Origin of the sequence: Acidovorax sp. T1 (assembly GCF_002176815.1) — a bacterium.
Lineage (GTDB): Bacteria > Pseudomonadota > Gammaproteobacteria > Burkholderiales > Burkholderiaceae_C > Acidovorax.
Genome location: NZ_CP021648.1, coordinates 1,946,195 through 1,966,477, shown reverse-complemented (window position 1 = coordinate 1,966,477; position 20,283 = coordinate 1,946,195). Strand labels below are relative to the sequence as shown.

The 20,283-nt window shown below is 61.4% G+C and carries 19 protein-coding genes; 13 read left to right on the top strand and 6 right to left on the bottom strand.

Annotation, left to right across the window (positions count from 1 at the left end; translation table 11 throughout):
- Window positions 1-220 precede the first annotated feature (220 nt).
- On the bottom strand, window positions 221-3,397 hold the full coding sequence (locus CCX87_RS09210; RefSeq protein WP_087745702.1) for a bifunctional diguanylate cyclase/phosphodiesterase: 3,177 nt from the start codon (window positions 3,395-3,397) through the stop codon (window positions 221-223).
- Between the two features lie 205 nt (window positions 3,398-3,602).
- Here CCX87_RS09210 and CCX87_RS09205 point away from each other — a divergent pair, with 205 nt between their 5' ends.
- The 3 genes from CCX87_RS09205 (at window position 3,603) to CCX87_RS09195 (ending at window position 6,177) form a co-directional block, all read left to right on the top strand.
- The gene (locus tag CCX87_RS09205; protein WP_087745700.1) at window positions 3,603-4,970 is read left to right on the top strand and encodes a sensor domain-containing protein; all 1,368 of its coding nucleotides are present in this window, start codon (window positions 3,603-3,605) and stop codon (window positions 4,968-4,970) included.
- 90 nt (window positions 4,971-5,060) lie between these two features.
- Window positions 5,061-5,528 (top strand): CopD family protein, encoded by a 468-nt coding sequence (locus CCX87_RS09200; protein ID WP_087745699.1) that lies wholly within the window; start codon window positions 5,061-5,063, stop codon window positions 5,526-5,528.
- 490 nt (window positions 5,529-6,018) lie between these two features.
- The gene (locus CCX87_RS09195) at window positions 6,019-6,177 is read left to right on the top strand and encodes a DUF3309 family protein (RefSeq protein ID WP_087745698.1); all 159 of its coding nucleotides are present in this window, start codon (window positions 6,019-6,021) and stop codon (window positions 6,175-6,177) included.
- Window positions 6,178-6,305: 128 nt separating this feature from the next.
- On the opposite strand, the gene CCX87_RS09190 is transcribed toward CCX87_RS09195, so the two are convergent.
- Window positions 6,306-6,551, bottom strand: a complete 246-nt coding sequence (locus CCX87_RS09190; protein ID WP_087745696.1) for a hypothetical protein — start codon at window positions 6,549-6,551, stop codon at window positions 6,306-6,308.
- A gap of 212 nt (window positions 6,552-6,763) precedes the next feature.
- Window positions 6,764-7,666, bottom strand: coding sequence for a LysR family transcriptional regulator (locus CCX87_RS09185; RefSeq protein WP_087748262.1), 903 nt, complete (start codon window positions 7,664-7,666; stop codon window positions 6,764-6,766).
- Window positions 7,667-7,821: 155 nt separating this feature from the next.
- Here CCX87_RS09185 and CCX87_RS09180 point away from each other — a divergent pair, with 155 nt between their 5' ends.
- The 9 genes from CCX87_RS09180 (at window position 7,822) to CCX87_RS20785 (ending at window position 14,938) form a co-directional block, all read left to right on the top strand.
- A complete protein-coding gene (locus tag CCX87_RS09180; RefSeq protein ID WP_087745694.1) occupies window positions 7,822-9,345 on the top strand; it encodes a CoA-acylating methylmalonate-semialdehyde dehydrogenase in 1,524 nt (507 codons plus the stop codon).
- A 121-nt stretch (window positions 9,346-9,466) separates the two neighbouring features.
- On the top strand, window positions 9,467-10,633 hold the full coding sequence (locus CCX87_RS09175; protein ID WP_087745692.1) for an acyl-CoA dehydrogenase family protein: 1,167 nt from the start codon (window positions 9,467-9,469) through the stop codon (window positions 10,631-10,633).
- A gap of 59 nt (window positions 10,634-10,692) precedes the next feature.
- The gene (locus tag CCX87_RS09170; RefSeq protein ID WP_087745689.1) at window positions 10,693-11,133 is read left to right on the top strand and encodes a TfoX/Sxy family protein; all 441 of its coding nucleotides are present in this window, start codon (window positions 10,693-10,695) and stop codon (window positions 11,131-11,133) included.
- Between the two features lie 54 nt (window positions 11,134-11,187).
- A complete protein-coding gene (gene mmsB, locus CCX87_RS09165) occupies window positions 11,188-12,138 on the top strand; it encodes a 3-hydroxyisobutyrate dehydrogenase (RefSeq protein WP_442857485.1) in 951 nt (316 codons plus the stop codon).
- A 211-nt stretch (window positions 12,139-12,349) separates the two neighbouring features.
- Window positions 12,350-12,649, top strand: coding sequence for a DUF1010 domain-containing protein (locus CCX87_RS09160; RefSeq protein ID WP_087745684.1), 300 nt, complete (start codon window positions 12,350-12,352; stop codon window positions 12,647-12,649).
- Window positions 12,650-12,657: 8 nt separating this feature from the next.
- Window positions 12,658-13,251 carry an NAD(P)H-dependent oxidoreductase gene (locus CCX87_RS09155; RefSeq protein WP_087745683.1) on the top strand — a complete coding sequence of 198 codons (594 nt, stop codon included), beginning with the start codon at window positions 12,658-12,660 and terminating at the stop codon, window positions 13,249-13,251.
- A gap of 107 nt (window positions 13,252-13,358) precedes the next feature.
- Window positions 13,359-13,697 (top strand): YqaE/Pmp3 family membrane protein, encoded by a 339-nt coding sequence (locus CCX87_RS21630; RefSeq protein WP_158211989.1) that lies wholly within the window; start codon window positions 13,359-13,361, stop codon window positions 13,695-13,697.
- Window positions 13,698-13,798: 101 nt separating this feature from the next.
- Entirely contained in the window at window positions 13,799-14,191 is a 393-nt protein-coding gene (locus CCX87_RS09150) for a hypothetical protein (RefSeq protein WP_087745681.1), read from the top strand.
- A complete protein-coding gene (locus CCX87_RS20785; protein ID WP_143218364.1) occupies window positions 14,192-14,938 on the top strand; it encodes a hypothetical protein in 747 nt (248 codons plus the stop codon).
- Window positions 14,939-15,097: 159 nt separating this feature from the next.
- Here CCX87_RS20785 and CCX87_RS09145 read toward each other — a convergent pair whose 3' ends face one another.
- From CCX87_RS09145 to CCX87_RS09130, 3 genes are all read right to left on the bottom strand, one after another.
- Window positions 15,098-16,039, bottom strand: coding sequence for a GSU2403 family nucleotidyltransferase fold protein (locus tag CCX87_RS09145; RefSeq protein ID WP_087745679.1), 942 nt, complete (start codon window positions 16,037-16,039; stop codon window positions 15,098-15,100).
- A gap of 282 nt (window positions 16,040-16,321) precedes the next feature.
- Entirely contained in the window at window positions 16,322-17,581 is a 1,260-nt protein-coding gene (gene icd / locus CCX87_RS09135; RefSeq protein ID WP_087745677.1) for an NADP-dependent isocitrate dehydrogenase, read from the bottom strand.
- A 260-nt stretch (window positions 17,582-17,841) separates the two neighbouring features.
- The gene (locus CCX87_RS09130; RefSeq protein WP_087745675.1) at window positions 17,842-20,079 is read right to left on the bottom strand and encodes an NADP-dependent isocitrate dehydrogenase; all 2,238 of its coding nucleotides are present in this window, start codon (window positions 20,077-20,079) and stop codon (window positions 17,842-17,844) included.
- A gap of 15 nt (window positions 20,080-20,094) precedes the next feature.
- Here CCX87_RS09130 and CCX87_RS21475 point away from each other — a divergent pair, with 15 nt between their 5' ends.
- Window positions 20,095-20,226, top strand: coding sequence for a hypothetical protein (locus tag CCX87_RS21475; protein ID WP_257789739.1), 132 nt, complete (start codon window positions 20,095-20,097; stop codon window positions 20,224-20,226).
- Window positions 20,227-20,283 lie beyond the last annotated feature (57 nt).

Below are 20,283 nucleotides of genomic sequence, written 5' to 3'. Positions count from 1 at the left end.
AAACCGGGGCCGCACGCATCCACGGGGAAAACCCGCAGGCTGGAGCCGGACCGGAATGATACCGCGCCGCCCGCCCGCCCCCAGCCCACAAAGCACCTGGCAGGCGCCTGCCGGTTGCGCAATATGGATATTTGATCAAATTGACCTCTAGCGCTTATGAAACAAGCGCTTACAGCTATCAATTTTGATAATGAAAATGCGGCAATATTGCAGGCACGGGTTACGCAGCCCGCGGCCCGGCAGGGCCATTGGTCTGCAGCACCAGCGCTTCAAACTCGGCCGCCGGCACCGGCGGGCTCGACAGATAGCCTTGCCAGGCATGGCAATGGTTGCGGGCCAGGAACTTGCGCTGGGCTTCGGTTTCGACGCCCTCGGCAATCACGCGCAGGCCCAGGCTGGTGGCCAGCGCCACCACGGTGCGGGCGATGGCTGCGTCGTTGGGGTCGGTGAGCACGTCGCGCACAAAGCCCTGGTCGATCTTGAGCTGGTCCAGCGGCAGGCGCTTGAGGTAGGCCAGCGATGAATACCCGGTGCCAAAGTCGTCGAGCGAAAAACCCACGCCGTAACCCCTGAGCTGACCCATTTTTTCGATGGTGTCTTCCACGTCCTCCAGCAGCAGGCCTTCGGTCAATTCGAGCTTGAGGCGATGCCCATCGGCGCCCGAGCCCGCCAGTGCAGCCAGCACCTGGGGCACAAAGCCGCCCTGGTGAAACTGCCGTGGGCTCACGTTGACGGCCAGGTCCAGCGCGGCAAGGCCCGGCTGATCGGCCCACAGCGCCAGGCGCTCGCAGGCTGCCTTGAGCACCCATTCGCCCAGCGGCAGGATCAGGCCCGACTCCTCGGCCAGCGGAATGAACTGTGCCGGCGAGATGAAGCCGTTGTGCGGGTGCCGCCAGCGCAGCAGCGCCTCGGCGCCGGTGATGCGGCCATGCTCCATTTGCGGCTGGTAATACAGCTCGAACTGGCCCAGAGCCAGCCCGGCTCGAAGGTCCAGCTCCATGGCCGCTCGGGTGCTCACGGCGGCCTGCATCCGCGGGTCGTAAAAGCGCAGCGTGTCCCGTCCCGCTGCCTTGGCCTGGTACATGGCCAGGTCCGCCCGCTTGAGCAGTTCGTCCACGGTTTCGCGCATGCCGCTGAAAACGGTGATGCCCATGCTCTGCGAGCTGTGGTGGGCCTCGCCATCGAGCTGGTAGGGTTCGCGCAGCGCCGAGAGGATTTTCTGGCCGATTTCCTCGCTGCGCGCTGCGGCCACTTCGGGGTTGTCGCCCAGGTCTTCCAGCACCACCACGAACTCATCGCCCCCCTGGCGCGCCACGGTATCGTCCTCCAGCACGCAGCCGCGCAGCCGCTGGGCCACCTGCTGCAGCAACAGGTCGCCGCGCTCGTGGCCCTGGGTTTCATTCAGAGTTTTGAAGTTGTCGAGGTCCAGCAGCAGCAAGGCGCCACTGCGCCGGTGTCTGGCGCTGGCGGCCAGCGCCTGCTGCAAGCGGTCCATGAGCAGACGGCGATTGGGCAGGCGCGTGAGCGGGTCGTAGAAGGCCAGGTAGCGGATCTCTTCTTCGTCGGCCTTGCGCTGGCTCAGATCCACCAGGGTGAAAAGGTGGCCGCCATCCACCATCACACCGGCAATTTCCACGGTGCGCTGCTGGCCGTTCTTGCACTGGATGGTGTATTCGCCCGATTCAATGGTTCCGTCGCCTTCGATCGCTCTGGCACGCGCGGCGGTCCATTCGGCGCGGGCGCGCTCGCGGTATTGCGCGTCGGGGTACGCCGCGTTCCACCACTCCTGGCCCGTGGGCACATCGGCCTCGGTGTAGCCGCAAATCTGCACAAACCGCTCGTTGCGAAACGCCATGTGCCCGTCCTGCTGCACCAGGCACACGCCGACCGGCAGGCGCTGCAGAATGCTGCGCAGGCGCAACTCGCTGCTGCGCAGGCTGTCTTCCATCTGCTTGCGGGCGGTGATGTCCTGCACCACGGCGATGTGAAACTCGGGCCGCGCCCCCGGCGTCCACATGGGCGACACCGTCAGATCCACCCACAGGGTGTGGCCATCGCGGTGAAAATAGCGCTTTTCCATGTGAAATTCAGCGATTTCGCCCACTTTCAGGCGCTCCATATGGGCCAGGTCCTCGGCCAAGTCATCGGGGTGAGTGATGGCCTGAAAATCGGTCTGGCACATTTGTTCAATCGAATAACCGACGATGTCGGCATATTTCTGGTTGACGCGAACGAAACGCCCGGTCAGCGAATCGATCTGCGCCATTCCCACGGCCGCCTGTTTGAAAACGGCGCTGAGGCGCTCCTCGCTCTGGCGCCGTGCGTCATCAGACACCTGCACCTGCGCCCATGCCAGCGCGCGCTGGCGACCCAGCAACACCACCAGCGCCGCCAGCAGCGCAGAAACCAACGCCCCCGCCAGACCCGCCAACATGGGCAAGCGCCGCTCGGACGGCGAGAGGAAATCTTGCGTGGGTAAAAAGCCCAGGCGCCAGCGGCGATCGTGCACGTCCAGGTCCACCTCATGCAGCGCCGCCGAGGCCAGCGGAACGTCGGTCAGCGCCAGCAGGGGAAGCCCCTTTTCCCCCTCTTTGCCCTCTTTGCCCTCTTTGCCGCCATGCACCGGGCCATGGTCGGTGATCGATACCGCAATGCCATGCATGTAGCCCAGCTTGCGCAGACTTCCGACCAGGTCATGCACGCGGATGGTGGACGCCACCGCCCCCAGAAACGGCGGTGCCTCGCCCGGTCGGGCCGGGCCAAAAACAGGTACCCGCAGCACAAATGCGGTGCGATGGTCCTGCTCCTGCAGCAGATCGAACGGGGCCGACACCACCGTTTTGCCGGTGTCACGGCTGTAACGCATGGCTGCCAGATTGGCCGGCTGCGCACTGATATCCAGCCCCAGCACACCCTTGCTGCCCTCTTCGGGCCACAGGTACTCGGCCACAAAATACTCGGGGCGCGCGCCCAAGGGGTGGATGGCAAAGTCCGGCAACCCCGCTGGGCTCAACGACGTGTCAGCCCGCACCCGCGCCTCAAACGCAGGGCGCTGGGCAGCAGTCACGTAGCGCGTAAAGGCCAGATTGCGCACGCCGGGGAAGCGCCGGCGCACGTCCAGCGCACGGGTAACGCGCTCAAAGTCGGCACGGCTGAGCACGGGGTTGACCATGAACAGGCCCCGCAGGCCATGGACGATTTCGGTGTTCGTAGCCATGCGCTGCGCCAGGGCATCCGAAAAAGCCTGCGCTTCGTGCAGAAAGCGAGCCTCGGAGATCGTGGCCACTGAGCGCGCCTGCTGCTGCGCCACCCACGCCGTGGTCAAAAGTCCCAGCACAGCCACGGCAATGCCCAACAGCCAATGCCGGTGGCGGGTCAGATTTGTAGGAAATACCATCAAGAATCGGGGCTTTGCAAAACTACAGACGGACAGTGAAGGAAAGCCAGAAAAGTCACCCCGAAGAATAGCGGCATTCAAGGCCCACATCTTCTGGCTAGCGCCACATTGATGCTTTGCACTGGCACAATGGGGCCGTCACTCGCTTCGCAAAACGCCCCACACCCGCCTTCATTCCGGCCTGCCAGACTTTCCCACTCCTGCGATGACGCCCCTTGCCCCCCCGAACATCGTGTACCTGATTCTGGACGCTGTGTGCATCGTCAAGGCCGACAGTTCCATCGTGTATGTCAGTCCGGCATTCGAGCGAATCTTTGGCTATGCCCCCGAAGAGGTCATTGGCAGGCGCATGCTGGACATGGTGCACCCGGACGATCTCGCCGCCACCGAGCGCCAGGCGCAACACGTGACCGAAGGTCAGCTCCAGCTGCATTTTGAGAACCGCTATGTGCGCAAGGATGGGCAAATCGCCCATATCCGCTGGACGGCACGCTGGGTGGCTGACCGGCAGGTCCGGCTGGCGGTGGCACACGACATCACCGAGCGCAAACACACCGAAGCGCTGCACGCGGCCATCTATTCCATCTCCGAGGCCGCGCAGGCGGCAGAAGACCTGGTCACGCTGTTCGCACAGATCCACCAGACCATCGGCACGCTGCTGCCCGCCTCCAATTTTTCCGTCGCGCTGCACGACCGCCTGCACGACACGGTGAGCTTTCCCTACCATGTGAACGAGCGCCACCCGGCCCCCGCACCGCGCTCCCTGGATGCGGACGCGCTGTGCTCCCACGTCATCCGCAGCGGGCAGACCCTGCTGCTCACGCCCGACAGCCTGCCCCCCACGGCGCCGCATATGGCCACCGCGCCCAGGCCGCTTTACTGGCTGGGTGTGCCGCTGCACGCCCAGGCCGGCGTGGTGGGCGCGCTGGTGCTGCAAGGCTATTCCGAGGAGGCCCGCTATGGCGACCGGGACAAGGAACTGCTGCAATTTGTCTCAACCCAGGTGGCATCTGCCATAGAACGCACACAAATGCGCAAACGGCTGCAGCAGATGGCGCAATACGACCAGCTTACCCACCTGCCCAACCGGCAGCTGTTTCTGGATCGCCTGAAAACCGCCCTGGCCCGGGCCCAGCGCGACCAGACACTGCTATCGCTGCTGTTCATCGACCTGGACCGCTTCAAGCAGGTGAACGACACGCTGGGCCACGCAATGGGAGATTTGCTGCTGCAGCGCGTAGCGCAGCGCCTGCTGGAATGCGTGCGCGCCTCGGACACCGTGGCGCGGCTGGGCGGTGACGAGTTTGTCGTGCTGCTGGAAAGCGGCCATGCGGCCGAGCAGGCGACGGCGGTGGCCGAGAAAATCCTGGCCACATTCACCCAGCCCTTTGATCTGGATGGCCAGCAAGTGCCCATGTGGCCCAGCATCGGCATTGCCATCTATCCGGACGATGGTGGTGACGAAAGCCTGCTGCTCAGCCATGCCGATGCTGCGATGTACCTTTCCAAGAAAGGCGGCGGCAACCAGGTGCACATGGCCAGCGTTCCCGGCCACGCGCAGTCAGGTGCGTAGCACTGAGCCGTCGCACAAGGGCATCACGCCCTATGCGCGTCGCCAGGCCACAGGCAGCTGCCCACTCATTCCCGTCCAAAGATCCACACCATGCTTTACGCCAGCCTGAAACTCGTCCACCTGCTATCCCTCATCGTCTGGATCGGCGGCATGGTGTTTGCCCACTTTTTCCTGCGTCCCGCAGCCCAGGCGCTGGAGCCCGCCGCGCGCGTGCGGCTCATGCATAACGTGCTGCAGCGTTTTTTGGCCGCCGTGCTGGTGGCGGTAGTGCTGGTGCTGGCCAGCGGCCTGTGGATGATTGGCCAGTCGGCGCACGAGGCAGCGCAATCGGGTGGCCGCTTTGCCATGCCACTGGGCTGGACCATGATGGCCACGATCGGGCTGGTGATGATGGCCATCTTCGGCCACATTCGTTTCGCACTGTTCAAGCGCCTGCAGCGGTCCGTGGCAGCATCCGACTGGCCCGCTGGCGGCAAAGCGCTGGCCAGCATCCGCACCTGGGTGGGCATCAACCTCATGCTGGGCGTGCTGACGGTGGCGGTGGCGCTGCTGGGGTAGGCCAGAGGCCTGAAACGCGGGCTTCCAACACAGAGGGGCCAACGGGTTCACGCTGCCGTCGCCAGGCATTCCAGCGCGGGTTCGGTGGCCTTGCTGCGCTGACCACCTCGGCCGGCATGGCACTGGCACCGGTGAGGGTGTTTGCCATCCTGCTCACGCCTGGCTGACCAAACGCCCCACCCGCGCGACGGGTGGGGCGGAGGTGGATGCGGGTGGCGCGCACTGATGCAGTGGGTCCATGGCGCAGAGTCGCCGTGAATTTCAGCAAAAACAGCTGCCAGCGCTTACTTGGCAAGCGCCAGCAGCTCTATATTTAATAGCACCCGCCACACACCCGTCGCTAAGCCGCCATGGTTGGCGCAGTTGACCACCAGCGAGGCGCTCCCACACGCGCTATCGGCAATGGCTGACGCGCCCTCAGGCCATGGGCCTGCTTGGGTGGGGCCCAAACCTGAGAAGAATGCAGACATCCACCCCATAAGGAACTGCCATGTCCATTTCAATGATTCTTCTCATCGTCCTGATCCTCATCCTGGTGGGCGCGCTGCCTACCTGGGGTCACAGCCGCTCGTGGGGCTACGGGCCCAGCGGTGGCATCGGGCTGGTGGTGCTGATCCTGGTGATCCTGCTGCTGATGGGCAAGATCTGACGCAAGCCAGGTGAACCGTGGGCGCACGCCGCCCTGTCTTTGTCACACCGTCGCATTGGCGATGCCTTCGCCGCTTGCGCGCTTGCAATGACTGTGCGCAGGGTCACTGGCGGATGGCGGGCCAACTTTCACTGCCACACGGTGCGAATCCACTCTACCGTGCTGACGGGGTTGTTGGCGTTGGCGTGCGGCGCCACGGCATCCAGTGGGTGCGCCTTCGCAATCTCGTCCATGCGGTCGAGCTTGTCCACAGCGTCGAGCGCGATCGTCTCACTCGGGTCGAACACGATCTGCAAGCAGTGATAGCGGTCGTCCAGCAGTTGCTGCGCCTGGTAATCCGAGATGCCCGCCACGCCATCCATCAGGACATTCATGAGTGGCTGCGCCCACTGGGCATAGCCGCAGGCCCTTGATGTAGGTGAGGCTCACCTCCATTGCATCGTTGCAGACCGCAGCGCGAGTTGCGCTGCGAGCCAGGGTGCAGATCGTACGAACGGTTGCCCAATCCGGCAAAGACGCCATGGATGGCCGGAACCCAATGAAAAACGCCTTGAGCGCAACAGCATCAAGCGCCAATAGCTATTAATTATGTAGCACTCGTGTCTGGCATAAGCACCCCCTGCTGCGCCGCCACCGCTTCGCGCAGGAAAACCCAGGTCGCCTGCATGCGCGCCACATGCTTGTTGTCGCCCGGCATCGACATCCAGAACGTGCGCTGAAACCGCGCCACCCCCGGCAGCACCGGGATCAGCGCCGGGTCTTGCGCCGCCACAAACGCTGGCAGCACCGCCAGGCCCGCGCCAGCGCGCGCGGCCTCGTACTGCGCCAGGATGCTGGTGCTGCGCAGCGCAAAGTGCGCGGGGCGGTGCAGCTCGTCCAATATCTGCAGCTCTTTGCTGAACAGCAGGTCGTCCACATAGCTGATGAAGGTGTGGCCGCGCAGGTCGTCGGCCGTGCGGATGGGGGGATGGCGCTGCAGGTAGCTGCGCGTGCCATAAAGCTGCAGCACGTAGTCGGTGAGCTTGACCACCAGCACCGCGCCGCGCGCCGGGCGCTCCAGCGAGATGACGATGTCCGCCTCGCGCCGCGACAGGTGCACCAGGCGCGGCAGCGCCAGCAGGTCCACCACCAGCCCCGGGTGGTCCAGTGCAAACCGGGCCAGCTGCGGCGCCAGGATCAGGTTACCAAAACCCTCCGTGGTGCCGATGCGCACCAGGCCGTGCAGGCCTTGGCGCACGCCGGGCGCGGCATTTTCCACGGCCAGAAAGGCGGCCTCCATGGCCTCGACCTGGGGCAGCAGCGCGCGCCCGGCCTCGGTCAGCCGGTGGCCGCCGGCTTCGCGCGCAAACAGGGCCGAACCCACCTGCTTTTCCAGCGCCTGAATGCGCCGCGCCACGGTGGTGTGGTCCACCGCCAGGCGCCGCGCAGCACCCACCAGCGTGCCGGCGCGGGCCAGTTCCAGAAAGTAGCGCAGGTTGTCCCAGTCCATGGGGTGGTCTTTCGGGTTGATGGGGTTCAGCGATGTGCATTTTTGCAAACCACATGCGCACCATTGTCTATTGTGCTGACAATTTCGCACAGCTACCATGGCGGGGTTTCGGGCTTCTGGCCCGCGCTTTGGCAACACCTTCAGGAGACAAGCCCATGAACGCACCCACCAACGTGGCCACCCTGGCCCCCACCGTCAAGCTGCTGATCGGCGGCCAGTTTGTCGAGTCCAAGACCACCGAGTGGCGCGACGTGGTCAACCCCGCCACGCAAGAGGTGCTGGCCCGTGTGCCGTTTGCCACAGCCGAAGAAATCGACGCCGCCGTGGCCTCGGCCAAGGAAGCGTTCAAGACCTGGAAGAAAACACCCATCGGCGCGCGCGCCCGCATCTTCCTGAAACTGCAGCAGCTGATCCGTGAAAACATGGCCGAGCTGGCCGCCATCCTCACGGCAGAGCAAGGCAAGACCCTGCCGGATGCCGAAGGTGATGTGTTCCGCGGCCTCGAAGTGGTCGAGCATGCCGCCAGCATCGGCAACCTGCAGCTCGGTGAGCTGGCCAACAACGTGGCCGGTGGCGTGGACACCTACACCCTGCTGCAGCCGCTGGGCGTGTGCGCAGGCATCACGCCGTTCAACTTCCCGGCCATGATCCCGCTGTGGATGTTCCCGATGGCGATTGCCACGGGCAACACCTTCGTGCTCAAGCCCTCCGAGCAAGACCCCATGGTGACCATGCGCCTGGTCGAGCTGGCGCTCGAAGCGGGCATTCCACCCGGCGTGCTCAACGTGATCCACGGCGGCGAAATGGCCGTGAACGCGATCTGCGACCACAAGGACATCAAGGCCGTGTCGTTCGTGGGCTCGACCAAGGTCGGCACCCATGTTTACAACCGCGCCACGCTGGCTGGCAAGCGTGCGCAATGCATGATGGGCGCCAAGAACCACGCCATCATCCTGCCCGACGCGAACAAGGAGCAAACGCTCAACGCGATTGCCGGTGCATCGTTTGGCGCGGCTGGCCAGCGCTGCATGGCGCTGCCCGTGGTGGTGCTGGTGGGCGAAGCGCAAAAGTGGATTCCCGATCTGGTAGCCAAGGCCAAGACGCTCAAGGTGAGCGGCGGCACCGACAAGGGCACCGATGTGGGCCCACTGGTGTCCTGCGCCGCCCTCGCCCGCGTGGAAGGCCTGATCGAACGCGGCATTGCCGACGGCGCCACGCTAGAGCTCGATGGCCGCAAGCCCGTGGTGCCCGGCTATGAAAAGGGCAACTTCGTGGGCCCGACGATCTTCTCGAACGTGAAGCCCGGCATGGCCATTTACGACCAGGAGATCTTTGGCCCCGTGCTGGCGCTGGTGCCCGCCAAGGACATGGATGAAGCCATCGAGTTCATCAACGCCAACCCCAACGGCAACGGCACCGCCATCTTCACGCAAAGCGGCGCTGCAGCGCGCAAGTTCCAGGAAGAGATCGATGTGGGCCAGGTCGGCATCAACGTGCCAATCCCCGTGCCCGTGCCGCTGTTCTCGTTCACGGGTTCGCGCGCGTCCAAGCTGGGTGACCTGGGCCCTTACGGCAAGCAGGTCATCATGTTCTACACCCAGACCAAAACGGTGACGGCCCGCTGGTTTGACGACAGCACCACCAGCCAGGGCGTGAACACCACCATCAGCTTGAAGTAAGACGCTACCCCGCGCCTACGCCAGCGCGGGCGCGTAAACGAATAACAGCCAAAAGTGCCTGCAGCGCTTATCCAGCAAGCGCTAGCAGCTATTAAAACAAGAGTATCAGGAGGCCGCCCGCATGGACTTCGAGCTGACCGAAGAACAACGCGCCTTTGCCCAGACCGCGCGCGACTTTGCCCAGGCCGAGCTGGCGCCCTGCGCGGCGCAGTGGGATGCCGAGGGCATCTTCCCGCGCGAAGCCATTGCCAAGGCGGGCGAGCTGGGTTTTTGCGGCCTGTATGCGCCAGAAAACGCTGGCGGCCTGGCCCTGCCCCGGCTGGACGCCACGCTGGTGTTTGAGGAAATGGCCGCCATCGACCCCAGCACCACGGCCTTCATCACCATCCACAACATGGCCACCTGGATGCTGGGCACCTGGGCCACCCCCGCCGTGCGCAACCACTGGGGGCCGCTGCTGACCACGGGCGAAAAACTTGCCTCCTACTGCCTCACCGAGCCCGGCGCGGGCTCGGACGCGGCCTCGCTCAAGACCCGGGCCGAGCTGGTGGGCCACGAATACATCCTCAACGGCAGCAAGGCCTTCATCAGCGGCGCAGGGGCTACGGATGTGCTGGTGCTGATGGCGCGCACCGGTGACGCGGCATCCGGCGCGGGCGGCATCAGCGCCTTTGTGGTGCCCGCAGACAGCGCTGGCATCACCTACGGCAAAAAAGAACACAAGATGGGCTGGAACAGCCAGCCCACGCGCACCATCAGCTTTGACAATGTGCACATCCCCGCCGACCACCTGCTGGGCCGCGAGGGCGAGGGCTTCAAGATCGCCATGAAAGGCCTGGACGGCGGGCGCATCAACATCGCCACCTGCTCGGTGGGCGCAGCGCAAGGCGCGCTCAACGCCGCCCAGCAATACATGCAAGACCGCAAACAGTTCGGCAAACCCATCGCCAGCTTTCAGGCGCTGCAGTTCAAGCTGGCCGACATGGCCACCGAGCTGGTCGCCGCCCGCCAGATGGTGCGCCTGGCCGCCAGCAAACTCGACGCCGGTGCGCGCGACGCATCCACCTACTGCGCCATGGCCAAACGCTTCGCCACCGATGCCGGCTTTACCGTGGTCAACGAGGCCCTGCAACTGCACGGCGGCTACGGCTACATCCGCGAATACCCGCTGGAGCGCCTGCTGCGCGACGCCCGCGTGCACCAGATCCTGGAAGGCACCAACGAAATCATGCGCGTCATCATTGCGCGGCGCATGCTGGAAGGCGATGCGCCCGACGCCATTCGCTAGCGTTTTCGTAGCTGCTAGCGCTTATCCATAAAGCGCCAGCGGCCCATTGCATCTGAACCATGCCCGCCCGCCCCCTCAGCGACGAAACCCTGCACCTGATCGACGCCGTGCGCGCCGCGCTGGCGCAGCGCAGCGATGTGCAGGAGCGCACATTGTTTGGCAGCTACTGCTTTTTTGTGGACGGCAAGCTATGCATCGGCGTCAAAGGCGACGAACTGCTGGTGCGCCTGCCACCGGGGCGGCACGCCGAGTTTCAGGAAATGCAGAACACGCGCGAGCTGTCGCCCGAAGGCAAGATGCAGGGCTACTTCTGGATTGAGCCCAACGGCTACGCCACGCGTGCGCAGTGGAATTTCTGGCTGCGCGAAGCCCTGGCCTACAACCCGCAAGCCAAGGCCACGCCAGCGCGTAAACGGGCGGCAGCAGCCCCGCAGCCGCCCTCAGCACCGAAAACCCGCAAGGGCCAGCGCCACAGCATCTTCGACGACGATGCGCCATGATTTCAAGCATTTTTGGCCTCTAGCGCTTATGCAACAAGCGCTAGTAGCTATCAAATTGATACCAAAACCCAATCAACCACCCACATCACCACCAGGAGACACCGCATGAAAATCGCATTCATTGGCCTCGGAAACATGGGCGGCCCCATGGCCCTGAACCTGCACAAGGCCGGCCACGAAGTCCAGGCGTTCGACCTGTCCCAACCCGCCTGCGACAAGCTGGCGGCCGACGGCGTGGCCATTGCCGCCAGCGCCACCGCCGCCGCGCAGGGGGCCGAGGCCATCGTCACCATGCTGCCCGCCAGCCAGCATGTGGAAGCGCTGTTTTTGGGCAGCAACGGCCAGAGCGGCCTGCTGGCCCACATCGCCAAGGGGGCGCTGGTGATTGACAGCTCAACAATAGCCGCCGCCACCAGCCAGAAAGTGGCCCAGGCCGCTGAAGCCGCAGGCATCGACTTCATCGACGCCCCCGTCTCCGGCGGCACCGGCGGCGCCATTGCAGGCACGCTCACCTTCATGGTCGGCGGCAGCACCGCCCAGCTCGAACGCGCCCGCCCCCTGCTCGAAAAAATGGGCGCCAACATCTTCCACGCCGGCGCCGTGGGCGCAGGCCAGACCGCCAAGATCTGCAACAACATGCTGCTGGGCATTTTGATGGTGGGCACCAGCGAGGCCATCGCCCTGGGCGTGGCCAACGGCCTCGACCCCAAAGTGCTGTCCGAAATCATGCGCCGCAGCTCGGGCGGCAACTGGGCGCTGGAAAAGTACAACCCCTACCCCGGCGTGCACGAAAACGCACCCGCCTCAAAGGGCTATGCGGGCGGCTTTGGCACCGACTTGATGCTCAAGGACTTGGGGCTATCCCAGGAAAACGCCACCGCAGTGAAGGCCAGCACCCCGCTGGGCGGCATGGCGCGCGCGATCTACGCGGCGCACAGCATTGCGGGGCATGGCGGGGAGGATTTTTCCAGCGTGATCAAGATGCTGCAGAAAAAGCAGGCGTAGCTGGGGTTTTCTGTCAGCCGATCACAATGCGGGTGCTGTAGCATGTAGTTACAGCACCCGTTGTCATTTTTCGACCGCAAATTTTTAGGTTTGCCTAAATGATGGCAAGCCGCAAAACACCAGGGAAAACTCGACGTGCACTGTTTTATCCGACGAGTGCGAGTTGAACTGCAGTCGTCTAATTCCAGTTAGTCCCTTCATATTCCGCTTTATGCAGGCCAGCATTTATTCCAGCGCTTCGCCAATCTCAAAGGTTTCTCCTTTGGGGTTTTGGCGCTGCGCCGGGCTTCGCCTGTCTGCACTGCGCAAGTTTCAAGCCTTTTTGGCCTCCAGCGCTTGTGCAGTAAGCGCCACCAGCTATCATTCTTGCAGCGCTGCGCCGCTTCCGTGGCGCAGCGCTTTTTCATGGGCCGCGTCCGTCTTCAAGGCTGGGCGCCCCCTTTTGGCCTTCGGGTCTAACTCTGCGCTCAAGCGGACTGGCTTTCAGCCAGCCGCTTACCTTGGCCGTTAGCCAGACCCATGAAGTGCCTCGTCGTTATCGCCCACCCAATCACTGACAGCTTGTGCCACACGATGTCACAGTCCGCGATTGCCGCATTGATAGCTGAAGGTCACGAGGTGATGATCGAAGACCTCTATCTTTCCAGTTTTTCGCCCGCTCTTACAGACAGCGAACGCCGAAGCTACTACAGCCCAACATTCAGTTCTGCCGCTGCTCAGGATCAAATCGACCGCTTGCTTTCTGCCGAAGCACTGGTGCTTGTCTTTCCTACTTGGTGGTTTGGCTTTCCCGCCATACTGAAAGGCTGGTTTGATCGTATCTGGGCTCCCGGTATCGCCTACGATCACGCCACCGATCTTGGTCCAATCAAGCCGCGTCTTCACAATCTGAAAAGAGCATTGGCCGTTACTTCCCTTGGCTCTCCGTGGTGGGTCGACCGCTTGATTCTTCGGCGGCCTGTTAGGCGCGTGCTCAAGACGGCTCTATTCGGCACTTGTGCGCCTCGTTGCCAATTCGATATGTTGTCGATTTACAAAGCAGAATCTCTCACCGCGGTTAAGGTTCAATCGTTTTGCTCGAGTATCGAGCGCACACTTTCAAAATGGTCGTGACCGCTTGCTGTCGTCTGGCTAACCCGCCGCTCCAGAGGGACGCTTCGCCGGCAAGCCGGCTTCGCGCCCCTGAGCTAGCACGTTAGTCAGTATTTCGGGGAATTTTTATGTCTGATGACCTCGTATGCACAAATTGTGGCCACGTGGGTGCAACAACCAAAGTTACCAAGGGCCACTTCGCGCTTGAAGTTATTCTTTGGCTTTGCTTTCTCATCCCAGGCATCATCTACTCAGTTTGGCGCCTGACTACTCGACATGAGGCTTGTCCAGCTTGCGGAAATACAAACCTCCTTCCAAAATCAGCGCCCATGGCTCAGAAATTTCTCCGTGAAAATCTCCCGGAAAAATTAACTACCTCACAGGAAGCAATTCGCCGACCATCCAAAGCTGCAGAGTCTGCGGGGAAATCACTTGGGCGTGTGGTAGGAAGAATGTTGAAAAAATGACGATGCTTCATTATTTTTTGCCAATGCCTAACTTTTCATCGCAGCCGACCGCCTACGGCGCCGGCTGAACTCAAGGCGTTAGGCCTCTGAAAGGAAATATCGTGGTTGATGTAGTTGCTTCAATTCAAAATGCTATCGATGTCACATCCAAATTGAGAGCACTATCCAAAAAGATTGAGAACGCGGAATTCAGCATGCTGCTTGCAGATCTATCAATGGAACTCGCTGACTCTAAACTCCAAGTGGCCAATCTAAAAACTGAACTGGCAAACGCAATCGAAGAGAAGGTGAAGCTCAGCCAAAAAATCAATCAAGCTGAAATACAAAAGCCTGAATTTAATGATGGCGACTACAAGTTCGCTGGCGAAAGCGGCCTATTTTGTACTGGATGCTATGACAATAACGGCCAAAAGATTCGCCTTACAGCGATCCCTGAAGACTTCAGGTTTTCTGGAAAATGGCACTGTCCAGTGTGCAGTTCCGACTTTTCATGAATGCCGATCGTAGTCCGAATTTTTAAAAAACCAACAGGAGTCGAAATGCTATCCAGATGTTATCAGCACACAATTTCATTTACCTCTAGCCTCATCCTAATTGGCGCACTAATTGGATGTAGCACTGTCAAATACAATTACAGCCCAGAGGTTAAGCGATTTAGCATACCTGAGTTGGAAATAGTTACTGCAGCGGGCCTCGGTGAACCCTTGCTAGATCAGGGTCTAGCAATAGAAAGAGAGAATTTAATAATAAATTCCGAAGGAAGCATAAGTGCATACAAAATAAAGCCAGGAAAATTAATCAAGGCTGGCGAGGATGAGCAAGCTGAATATTTTATTCAGAACTTCTCCAATGGATTTATTATTTATTCAGGTCTTATAATGTCAACTCCTGATGCTACTGCCTCAATTAAGCGTATGAAAAGTAGTGAAGAATTTTGCGTTATGCGCCCTACAGATGTAACCGTTTGCGGGAAATTGGACGCAATAAAAAACAAGGAAAAAGTAATAACAAATGAAAGCTTTCGAAGAACTCTTATTTACAGCGGCAGAGTCGGCAATAAATTAAAGATAAGCTACAGAGAGTTTAGCAACGACATGGCTCGCGCAGCATTCAACACAGACGCAGAATATGATATGAATGAAGGCGGAATCATAGGTTATGCCGGAGCAAAAATTGAAATAATTGAAGCAACAAATACACAGATAAAGTACAAAGTAATAAAAAACTTTAACACTCAGTAAATCAGCGAGCAGTAACTGGGGTCAGATTCTAATTAATCAGAAAACGGGGTCAGATGAAAATTGATGCCGACCGAATTTTGTATCGACCCCCTGCCAATCCCCTCATAACTTCCAAACCCAGGCCCGGCAAGCACATGGCCCACGGCAGCTGCACCACATTCAGGGCAGCGGCAGATATTCATCCACCATCCGCTGCACCATATCGGCCTGCAATCCATCGCGCCGCCGCTTGAGCGCATCCCGGTCACGCTGATCCGCCAGCCAGCGCTTGAATGCCACAAAGGTGGCCGGGTGGATGGTGCTCATCCGCGCCATGGTGCCGTTCGTCGCCACGATGACGGCCGAAAATCCCGGTGCGTCGAGCAGTACGTTGGCGCGGCGGGCCTGGGCGACCCAGAAATCTTCGTCGTCATCGCTGAGCTTGATGGGGTGAGGGTCGTCCCCCGCGCGCTCGCGGCGGATGATGTCCACCTCGAAGCCATCCTTATTCACGGCGGTGTACTTCTGGCTTTTGCGGATGCGGAAGGTGCTGTCCACCTTTTTCAGCACGCCCAGCATGGAACTGTCCACCCGCGCCAGCTGGGTAGCGAACTGGATGCGCTTGCGCGTGTCCCACAGCAGGTCGATATCGCGCGTGGCCAGGGCGTCGGCATCCAGGCGAACACCGGCTGCGGCTTCGTACGCATACAGCGCGTTGGTGCCCACGACACGGAAGTGCGGCGCGAGTTGCGTGCTCGCCAGGCGGGCCAGCAAATCCACGATGAGTGGCTCCACGCGCCCCACACGCAGGGCGCGGTTCAGGCGGCGGTGCAGGTCCAATGCGGCCTTGAGGCCTGCCATGCGTTCGGCACTTTCCTGCTTGCGGCGCATGAAACGTTCGTAGATGGCCTCATTCTCGGGCGTGCGGGGCCCCAGGCTGGTTTCGGCGCCGGTCGGCGTGGTGCGCACGAGGTAGCGCGCTTCAGGGGCCGAGGGCGGTCCCGCGTGCCAATACATTCCGCCACGCACCTGCTGCGCTTCCTGCACGGCTTCTTCCCAGGCTTCGAAGGCGGCCACGGCGTCGATGTACTGGCGTGCGATAGAGGGGCTGAGTTCTTGCATTTCGGCACTTTTATATATTTTTCTTTTTTACACCGAAAATCATTACAAAACAACAAGTTAACCTTCTCTATTTCGCAGCTCCATACGGTCCCGACCCATTTCCACATCAAAATGCCGCAGAAAGTTCTGCCCCAGCAGCGCACCGTCGTCGCTGCGGCCCGTGTAGCCGGTGCCGACCCGCAGGCCCGACACGGCCTGCGGACACATGGGGACAAAAAAACCCCAATGCTTTCAAGGCACTGGGGTTTTGATTTGGACGCATGCGTCCGCATGCGGACTACTTCACATGTGGTCGATCATCACCTGCCCAAAGCCCGAGCAGCTCACCTGCTTGGCGCCCTCCATCAGGCGGGCAAAGTCATAGGTCACGTTCTTGCTGGCAATTGACTTTTTCATCGCGCTGATGATGAGGTCGGCGGCTTCCACCCAGCCCATGTGGCGCAGCATCATCTCGGCCGAGAGGATTTCGGAGCCGGGGTTGACGTAGTCCTTGCCCGCATATTTGGGCGCCGTGCCGTGCGTGGCTTCGAACATGGCGATGGTGTCGGACATGTTGGCGCCGGGGGCGATGCCGATGCCGCCCACTTGCGCGGCCAGGGCGTCCGACACGTAGTCACCGTTCAGGTTGAGCGTGGCGATCACCGAGTATTCGGCGGGGCGCAGCAAGATTTGCTGCAAGAAGGCGTCGGCAATGCTGTCCTTGATGACGATGTCCTTGCCGGTCCTGGGGTTCTTGAACTTCATCCAGGGGCCGCCGTCGATCAGCTCGGCGCCAAACTCTTTGGCCGCCAGGCCGTAGGCCCAGTCGCGAAAGCCCCCTTCGGTGAACTTCATGATGTTGCCCTTGTGCACGATGGTCACGCTGGGCTTGTCGTTGTCGATGGCGTACTGGATGGCCTTGCGCACCAGGCGCTCGGTGCCTTCGCGTGACACGGGCTTGATGCCGATGCCCGAGGTGTTGGGAAAGCGGATCTTCTTGACGCCAAACTCGTCCTGCAGGATCTTGATGAGCTTCTTGGCCTTTTCACTTTCGGCTTCAAACTCGATGCCCGCATAGATGTCTTCCGAGTTCTCGCGGAAGATGACCATGTTGGTCTTGTGCGGTTCTTTCACGGGCGAGGGCACGCCGTCGAAATACTGGATGGGGCGCAGGCAGACGTACAGGTCGAGCTCCTGGCGCAGGGCCACGTTGAGCGAACGGATGCCACCACCCACGGGCGTCGTCAGCGGGCCCTTGATGGACACCACGTAGTCCTTGACGGCGTGCAGCGTTTCTTCGGGCAGCCACACATCGGGGCCGTACACCTTGGTGGATTTTTCACCCGCAAACACTTCCATCCAGTGGATCTTCTTCTTGCCGCCGTAGGCCTTGGCCACGGCGGCATCCACCACCTTGAGCATCACGGGGGTGATGTCGGCACCGGTGCCATCGCCTTCGATGAAGGGAATGATCGGCTGGTCCGGCACGTTCAGCGACATGTCGGCATTGACGGTGATTTTCTGGCCTTCGGCAGGCACTTGGATGTGCTGGTAGTTGGTCATGGCGGGTGTCTCCGGTGGGATGTTGGAATGAACTACAGCGGGTTTTGAAAAATCCGTAAAACGCCTGAATTTTAGCGGCACCCACTTTGCTACGGACCCCGTGAACACCAGCGGCAGGCTGGATGGAAACCATCCAGATCAACCGATCCGCACCGCCCAAAAAAATGCCGTGCTGCGGGCGTTGGCCCACGGCACGGCATTGCTGCTAGCGTTGATGGCTGCCGTGCATCACGGGCAGCCATCCATTGCCATCTCAGATCTCAGGCGCCAGCGGCGGCAAGCACCGTGTTCAGCGTCTGGCTGGGCCGCATCACAGCATCGAGCTTGGCCAGATCGGGCAGGTAGTAACCACCGATGTCGGCAGGCTTGCCCTGCACGGCATTGAGCTCGTCCACGATCTTTTGCTCGTTGGCGGCCAGTTGCTGGGCCAGCGGGGCAAAGCGCTTTGCCAGGTCGGCATCGTCGGTCTGCGCGGCCAGCTCTTGCGCCCAGTACAGGGCCAGGTAGAACTGGCTGCCGCGGTTGTCGAGCTGGCCGGTCTTGGGCGAGGGGTTCTTGTTGTTGTCCAGCAGCTTGCCGGTGGCGGCGTCCAGCGTCTTGGCCAGCACCTTGGCCTGCGCGTTGCCGGTTTTCAGGCCCAGGTCTTCCAGCGACACGGCCAGCGCCAAAAATTCGCCCAGCGAGTCCCAGCGCAGGTGGTTTTCTTCCACCAGTTGCTGCACATGCTTGGGCGCCGAGCCGCCCGCACCGGTTTCGTACATGCCGCCACCGGCCATCAAAGGCACGATGGACAGCATCTTGGCGCTGGTGCCCAGCTCCATGATGGGGAACAGGTCGGTCAGGTAGTCGCGCAGAATGTTGCCGGTGGCACTGATGGTGTCCAGGCCGCGCACCACGCGCTCGAGCGTGTAACGCATCGCACGCACCTGGCTCATGATCTGGATGTCGAGGCCGGTGGTGTCGTGCTCGTGCAGGTACATCTTGACCTTGGTGATCAGCTGCGCTTCGTGCGGGCGGTAGGCGTCGAGCCAGAACACCACGGGCATGCCGGAGTTGCGGGCACGCGTGACGGCCAGCTTGACCCAGTCGCGGATCGCGGCGTCCTTGACCTGGCACATGCGCCAGATGTCGCCGGCTTCCACATTCTGGGAGAGCAGCACTTCGCCCGTGGCCAGGTCGGTGATGTTGGCCACGCCGTCTTCGGGGATCTCGAAGGTCTTGTCATGCGAGCCGTATTCCTCGGCCTGCTGGGCCATCAGGCCCACGTTGGGCACCGTGCCCATGGTCTTGGGATCAAACGCGCCGTGCCACTTGCAGAAGTTGATGATCTCCTGGTAGATGCGCGCAAAGGTCGATTCGGGCATCACAGCCTTGACGTCCTTCAGGCGGCCGTCTGCGCCCCACATCTTGCCGCCGTTGCGGATCATGGCGGGCATGGAGGCATCGACGATGATGTCGTTGGGCGAGTGGAAATTGGTGATGCCCTTGGCCGAATCGACCATGGCCAGCTCGGGGCGGGTGGCGTGGCAGGCGTGCAGGTCGCGCATGACTTCTTCACGCTGGGCGGTGGGCAGGGTGGCCACTTTTTCATAGAGGTTGGCCATGCCGTTGTTCACGTTCACGCCCAGCTCGTCAAACAGCTTGCCGTGCTTGGCAAACGCGTCCTTGTAGAAAATCTTCACGCAGTGGCCGAACACGATGGGGTGCGACACCTTCATCATCGTGGCTTTGACGTGCAGCGAGAACATCACGCCGGTCTTGTGCGCGTCTTCGATTTCTTTTTCATAGAACGCGAGCAGCGCCTTCTTGCTCATGAACATGCTGTCGATGATCTCGCGGTCCAGCAGCGACACCTTGGGCTTGAGGACGATGGTCTTGCCGCTTGGGGTGAGCAGCTCCATCTTCACATCGCGGGCGCGGTCCAGCGTCATGGACTTTTCGCCGTGGTAGAAGTCGCCCGCGTGCATGTGCGAGACATGCGAGCGCGAAGCCTGGCTCCACTCGGCCATGCTGTGCGGGTTCTTGCGGGCGTATTCCTTGACGGCGCGGGGCGCGCGGCGATCAGAGTTGCCTTCGCGCAGCACGGGGTTCACTGCGCTGCCGATGCACTTGGCATAGCGCGCGCGGATCGCCTTGTCTTCTTCGCTCTTTGGGTCTTCGGGGTAGTCGGGCACGGCATAGCCCTTGCCCTGCAGTTCCTTGATGCAGGCGATGAGCTGGCCCACCGAGGCGCTGATGTTGGGCAGCTTGATGATGTTGGCATCGGGCTCCAGGGTCTTCTTGCCCAAAGCGGCCAGCGTGTTGGGCACCTTCTGGTCGTCACGCAGGAACTCGGGGAACTCACCCAGCACGCGGGCCGCCACCGAGATGTCGCTTTCGGTCACGTTGACGCCCGCAGGCGCAGCAAAGGCGCGCACGATGGGCAAGAAAGAAGCAGTGGCCAGGCGAGGTGCCTCGTCGGTCAGGGTGTAGATGATGGTGGGTTGCTGGGTACTCATCGCTTACTTCAAGAAATGACTGAAAAAAACCACCGGATGGTGGCCCAGCCGGTAGCAGTGATCGAACCGCACCATTGTGCTTTCTTGCGCCCTGCCCAGCCCGGCTATTTTGCAACAGAATATCGCAATGCGAAATTGGAACCATGAAACAGCGCAATTTTTTGCGCCAGCCCCTGCGGGTTTACCTGTCAATGCCCGTGAAGC

Excerpts from the sequence above, each read along its gene's own strand:
- CCX87_RS09210 (WP_087745702.1), bottom strand. The coding sequence starts at position 3,397 with ATGGTATTTCCTACAAATCTGACCCGCCACCGGCATTGGCTGTTGGGC.
- CCX87_RS09205 (WP_087745700.1), top strand. The coding sequence starts at position 3,603 with ATGACGCCCCTTGCCCCCCCGAACATCGTGTACCTGATTCTGGACGCT.
- CCX87_RS09200 (WP_087745699.1), top strand. The coding sequence starts at position 5,061 with ATGCTTTACGCCAGCCTGAAACTCGTCCACCTGCTATCCCTCATCGTC.
- CCX87_RS09195 (WP_087745698.1), top strand. The coding sequence starts at position 6,019 with ATGTCCATTTCAATGATTCTTCTCATCGTCCTGATCCTCATCCTGGTG.
- CCX87_RS09190 (WP_087745696.1), bottom strand. The coding sequence starts at position 6,551 with ATGAATGTCCTGATGGATGGCGTGGCGGGCATCTCGGATTACCAGGCG.
- CCX87_RS09185 (WP_087748262.1), bottom strand. The coding sequence starts at position 7,666 with ATGGACTGGGACAACCTGCGCTACTTTCTGGAACTGGCCCGCGCCGGC.
- CCX87_RS09180 (WP_087745694.1), top strand. The coding sequence starts at position 7,822 with ATGAACGCACCCACCAACGTGGCCACCCTGGCCCCCACCGTCAAGCTG.
- CCX87_RS09175 (WP_087745692.1), top strand. The coding sequence starts at position 9,467 with ATGGACTTCGAGCTGACCGAAGAACAACGCGCCTTTGCCCAGACCGCG.
- CCX87_RS09170 (WP_087745689.1), top strand. The coding sequence starts at position 10,693 with ATGCCCGCCCGCCCCCTCAGCGACGAAACCCTGCACCTGATCGACGCC.
- CCX87_RS09160 (WP_087745684.1), top strand. The coding sequence starts at position 12,350 with ATGCAGGCCAGCATTTATTCCAGCGCTTCGCCAATCTCAAAGGTTTCT.
- CCX87_RS09155 (WP_087745683.1), top strand. The coding sequence starts at position 12,658 with ATGAAGTGCCTCGTCGTTATCGCCCACCCAATCACTGACAGCTTGTGC.
- CCX87_RS21630 (WP_158211989.1), top strand. The coding sequence starts at position 13,359 with ATGTCTGATGACCTCGTATGCACAAATTGTGGCCACGTGGGTGCAACA.
- CCX87_RS20785 (WP_143218364.1), top strand. The coding sequence starts at position 14,192 with ATGCCGATCGTAGTCCGAATTTTTAAAAAACCAACAGGAGTCGAAATG.
- CCX87_RS09145 (WP_087745679.1), bottom strand. The coding sequence starts at position 16,039 with ATGCAAGAACTCAGCCCCTCTATCGCACGCCAGTACATCGACGCCGTG.
- icd (WP_087745677.1), bottom strand. The coding sequence starts at position 17,581 with ATGACCAACTACCAGCACATCCAAGTGCCTGCCGAAGGCCAGAAAATC.
- CCX87_RS09130 (WP_087745675.1), bottom strand. The coding sequence starts at position 20,079 with ATGAGTACCCAGCAACCCACCATCATCTACACCCTGACCGACGAGGCA.
- CCX87_RS21475 (WP_257789739.1), top strand. The coding sequence starts at position 20,095 with ATGACTGAAAAAAACCACCGGATGGTGGCCCAGCCGGTAGCAGTGATC.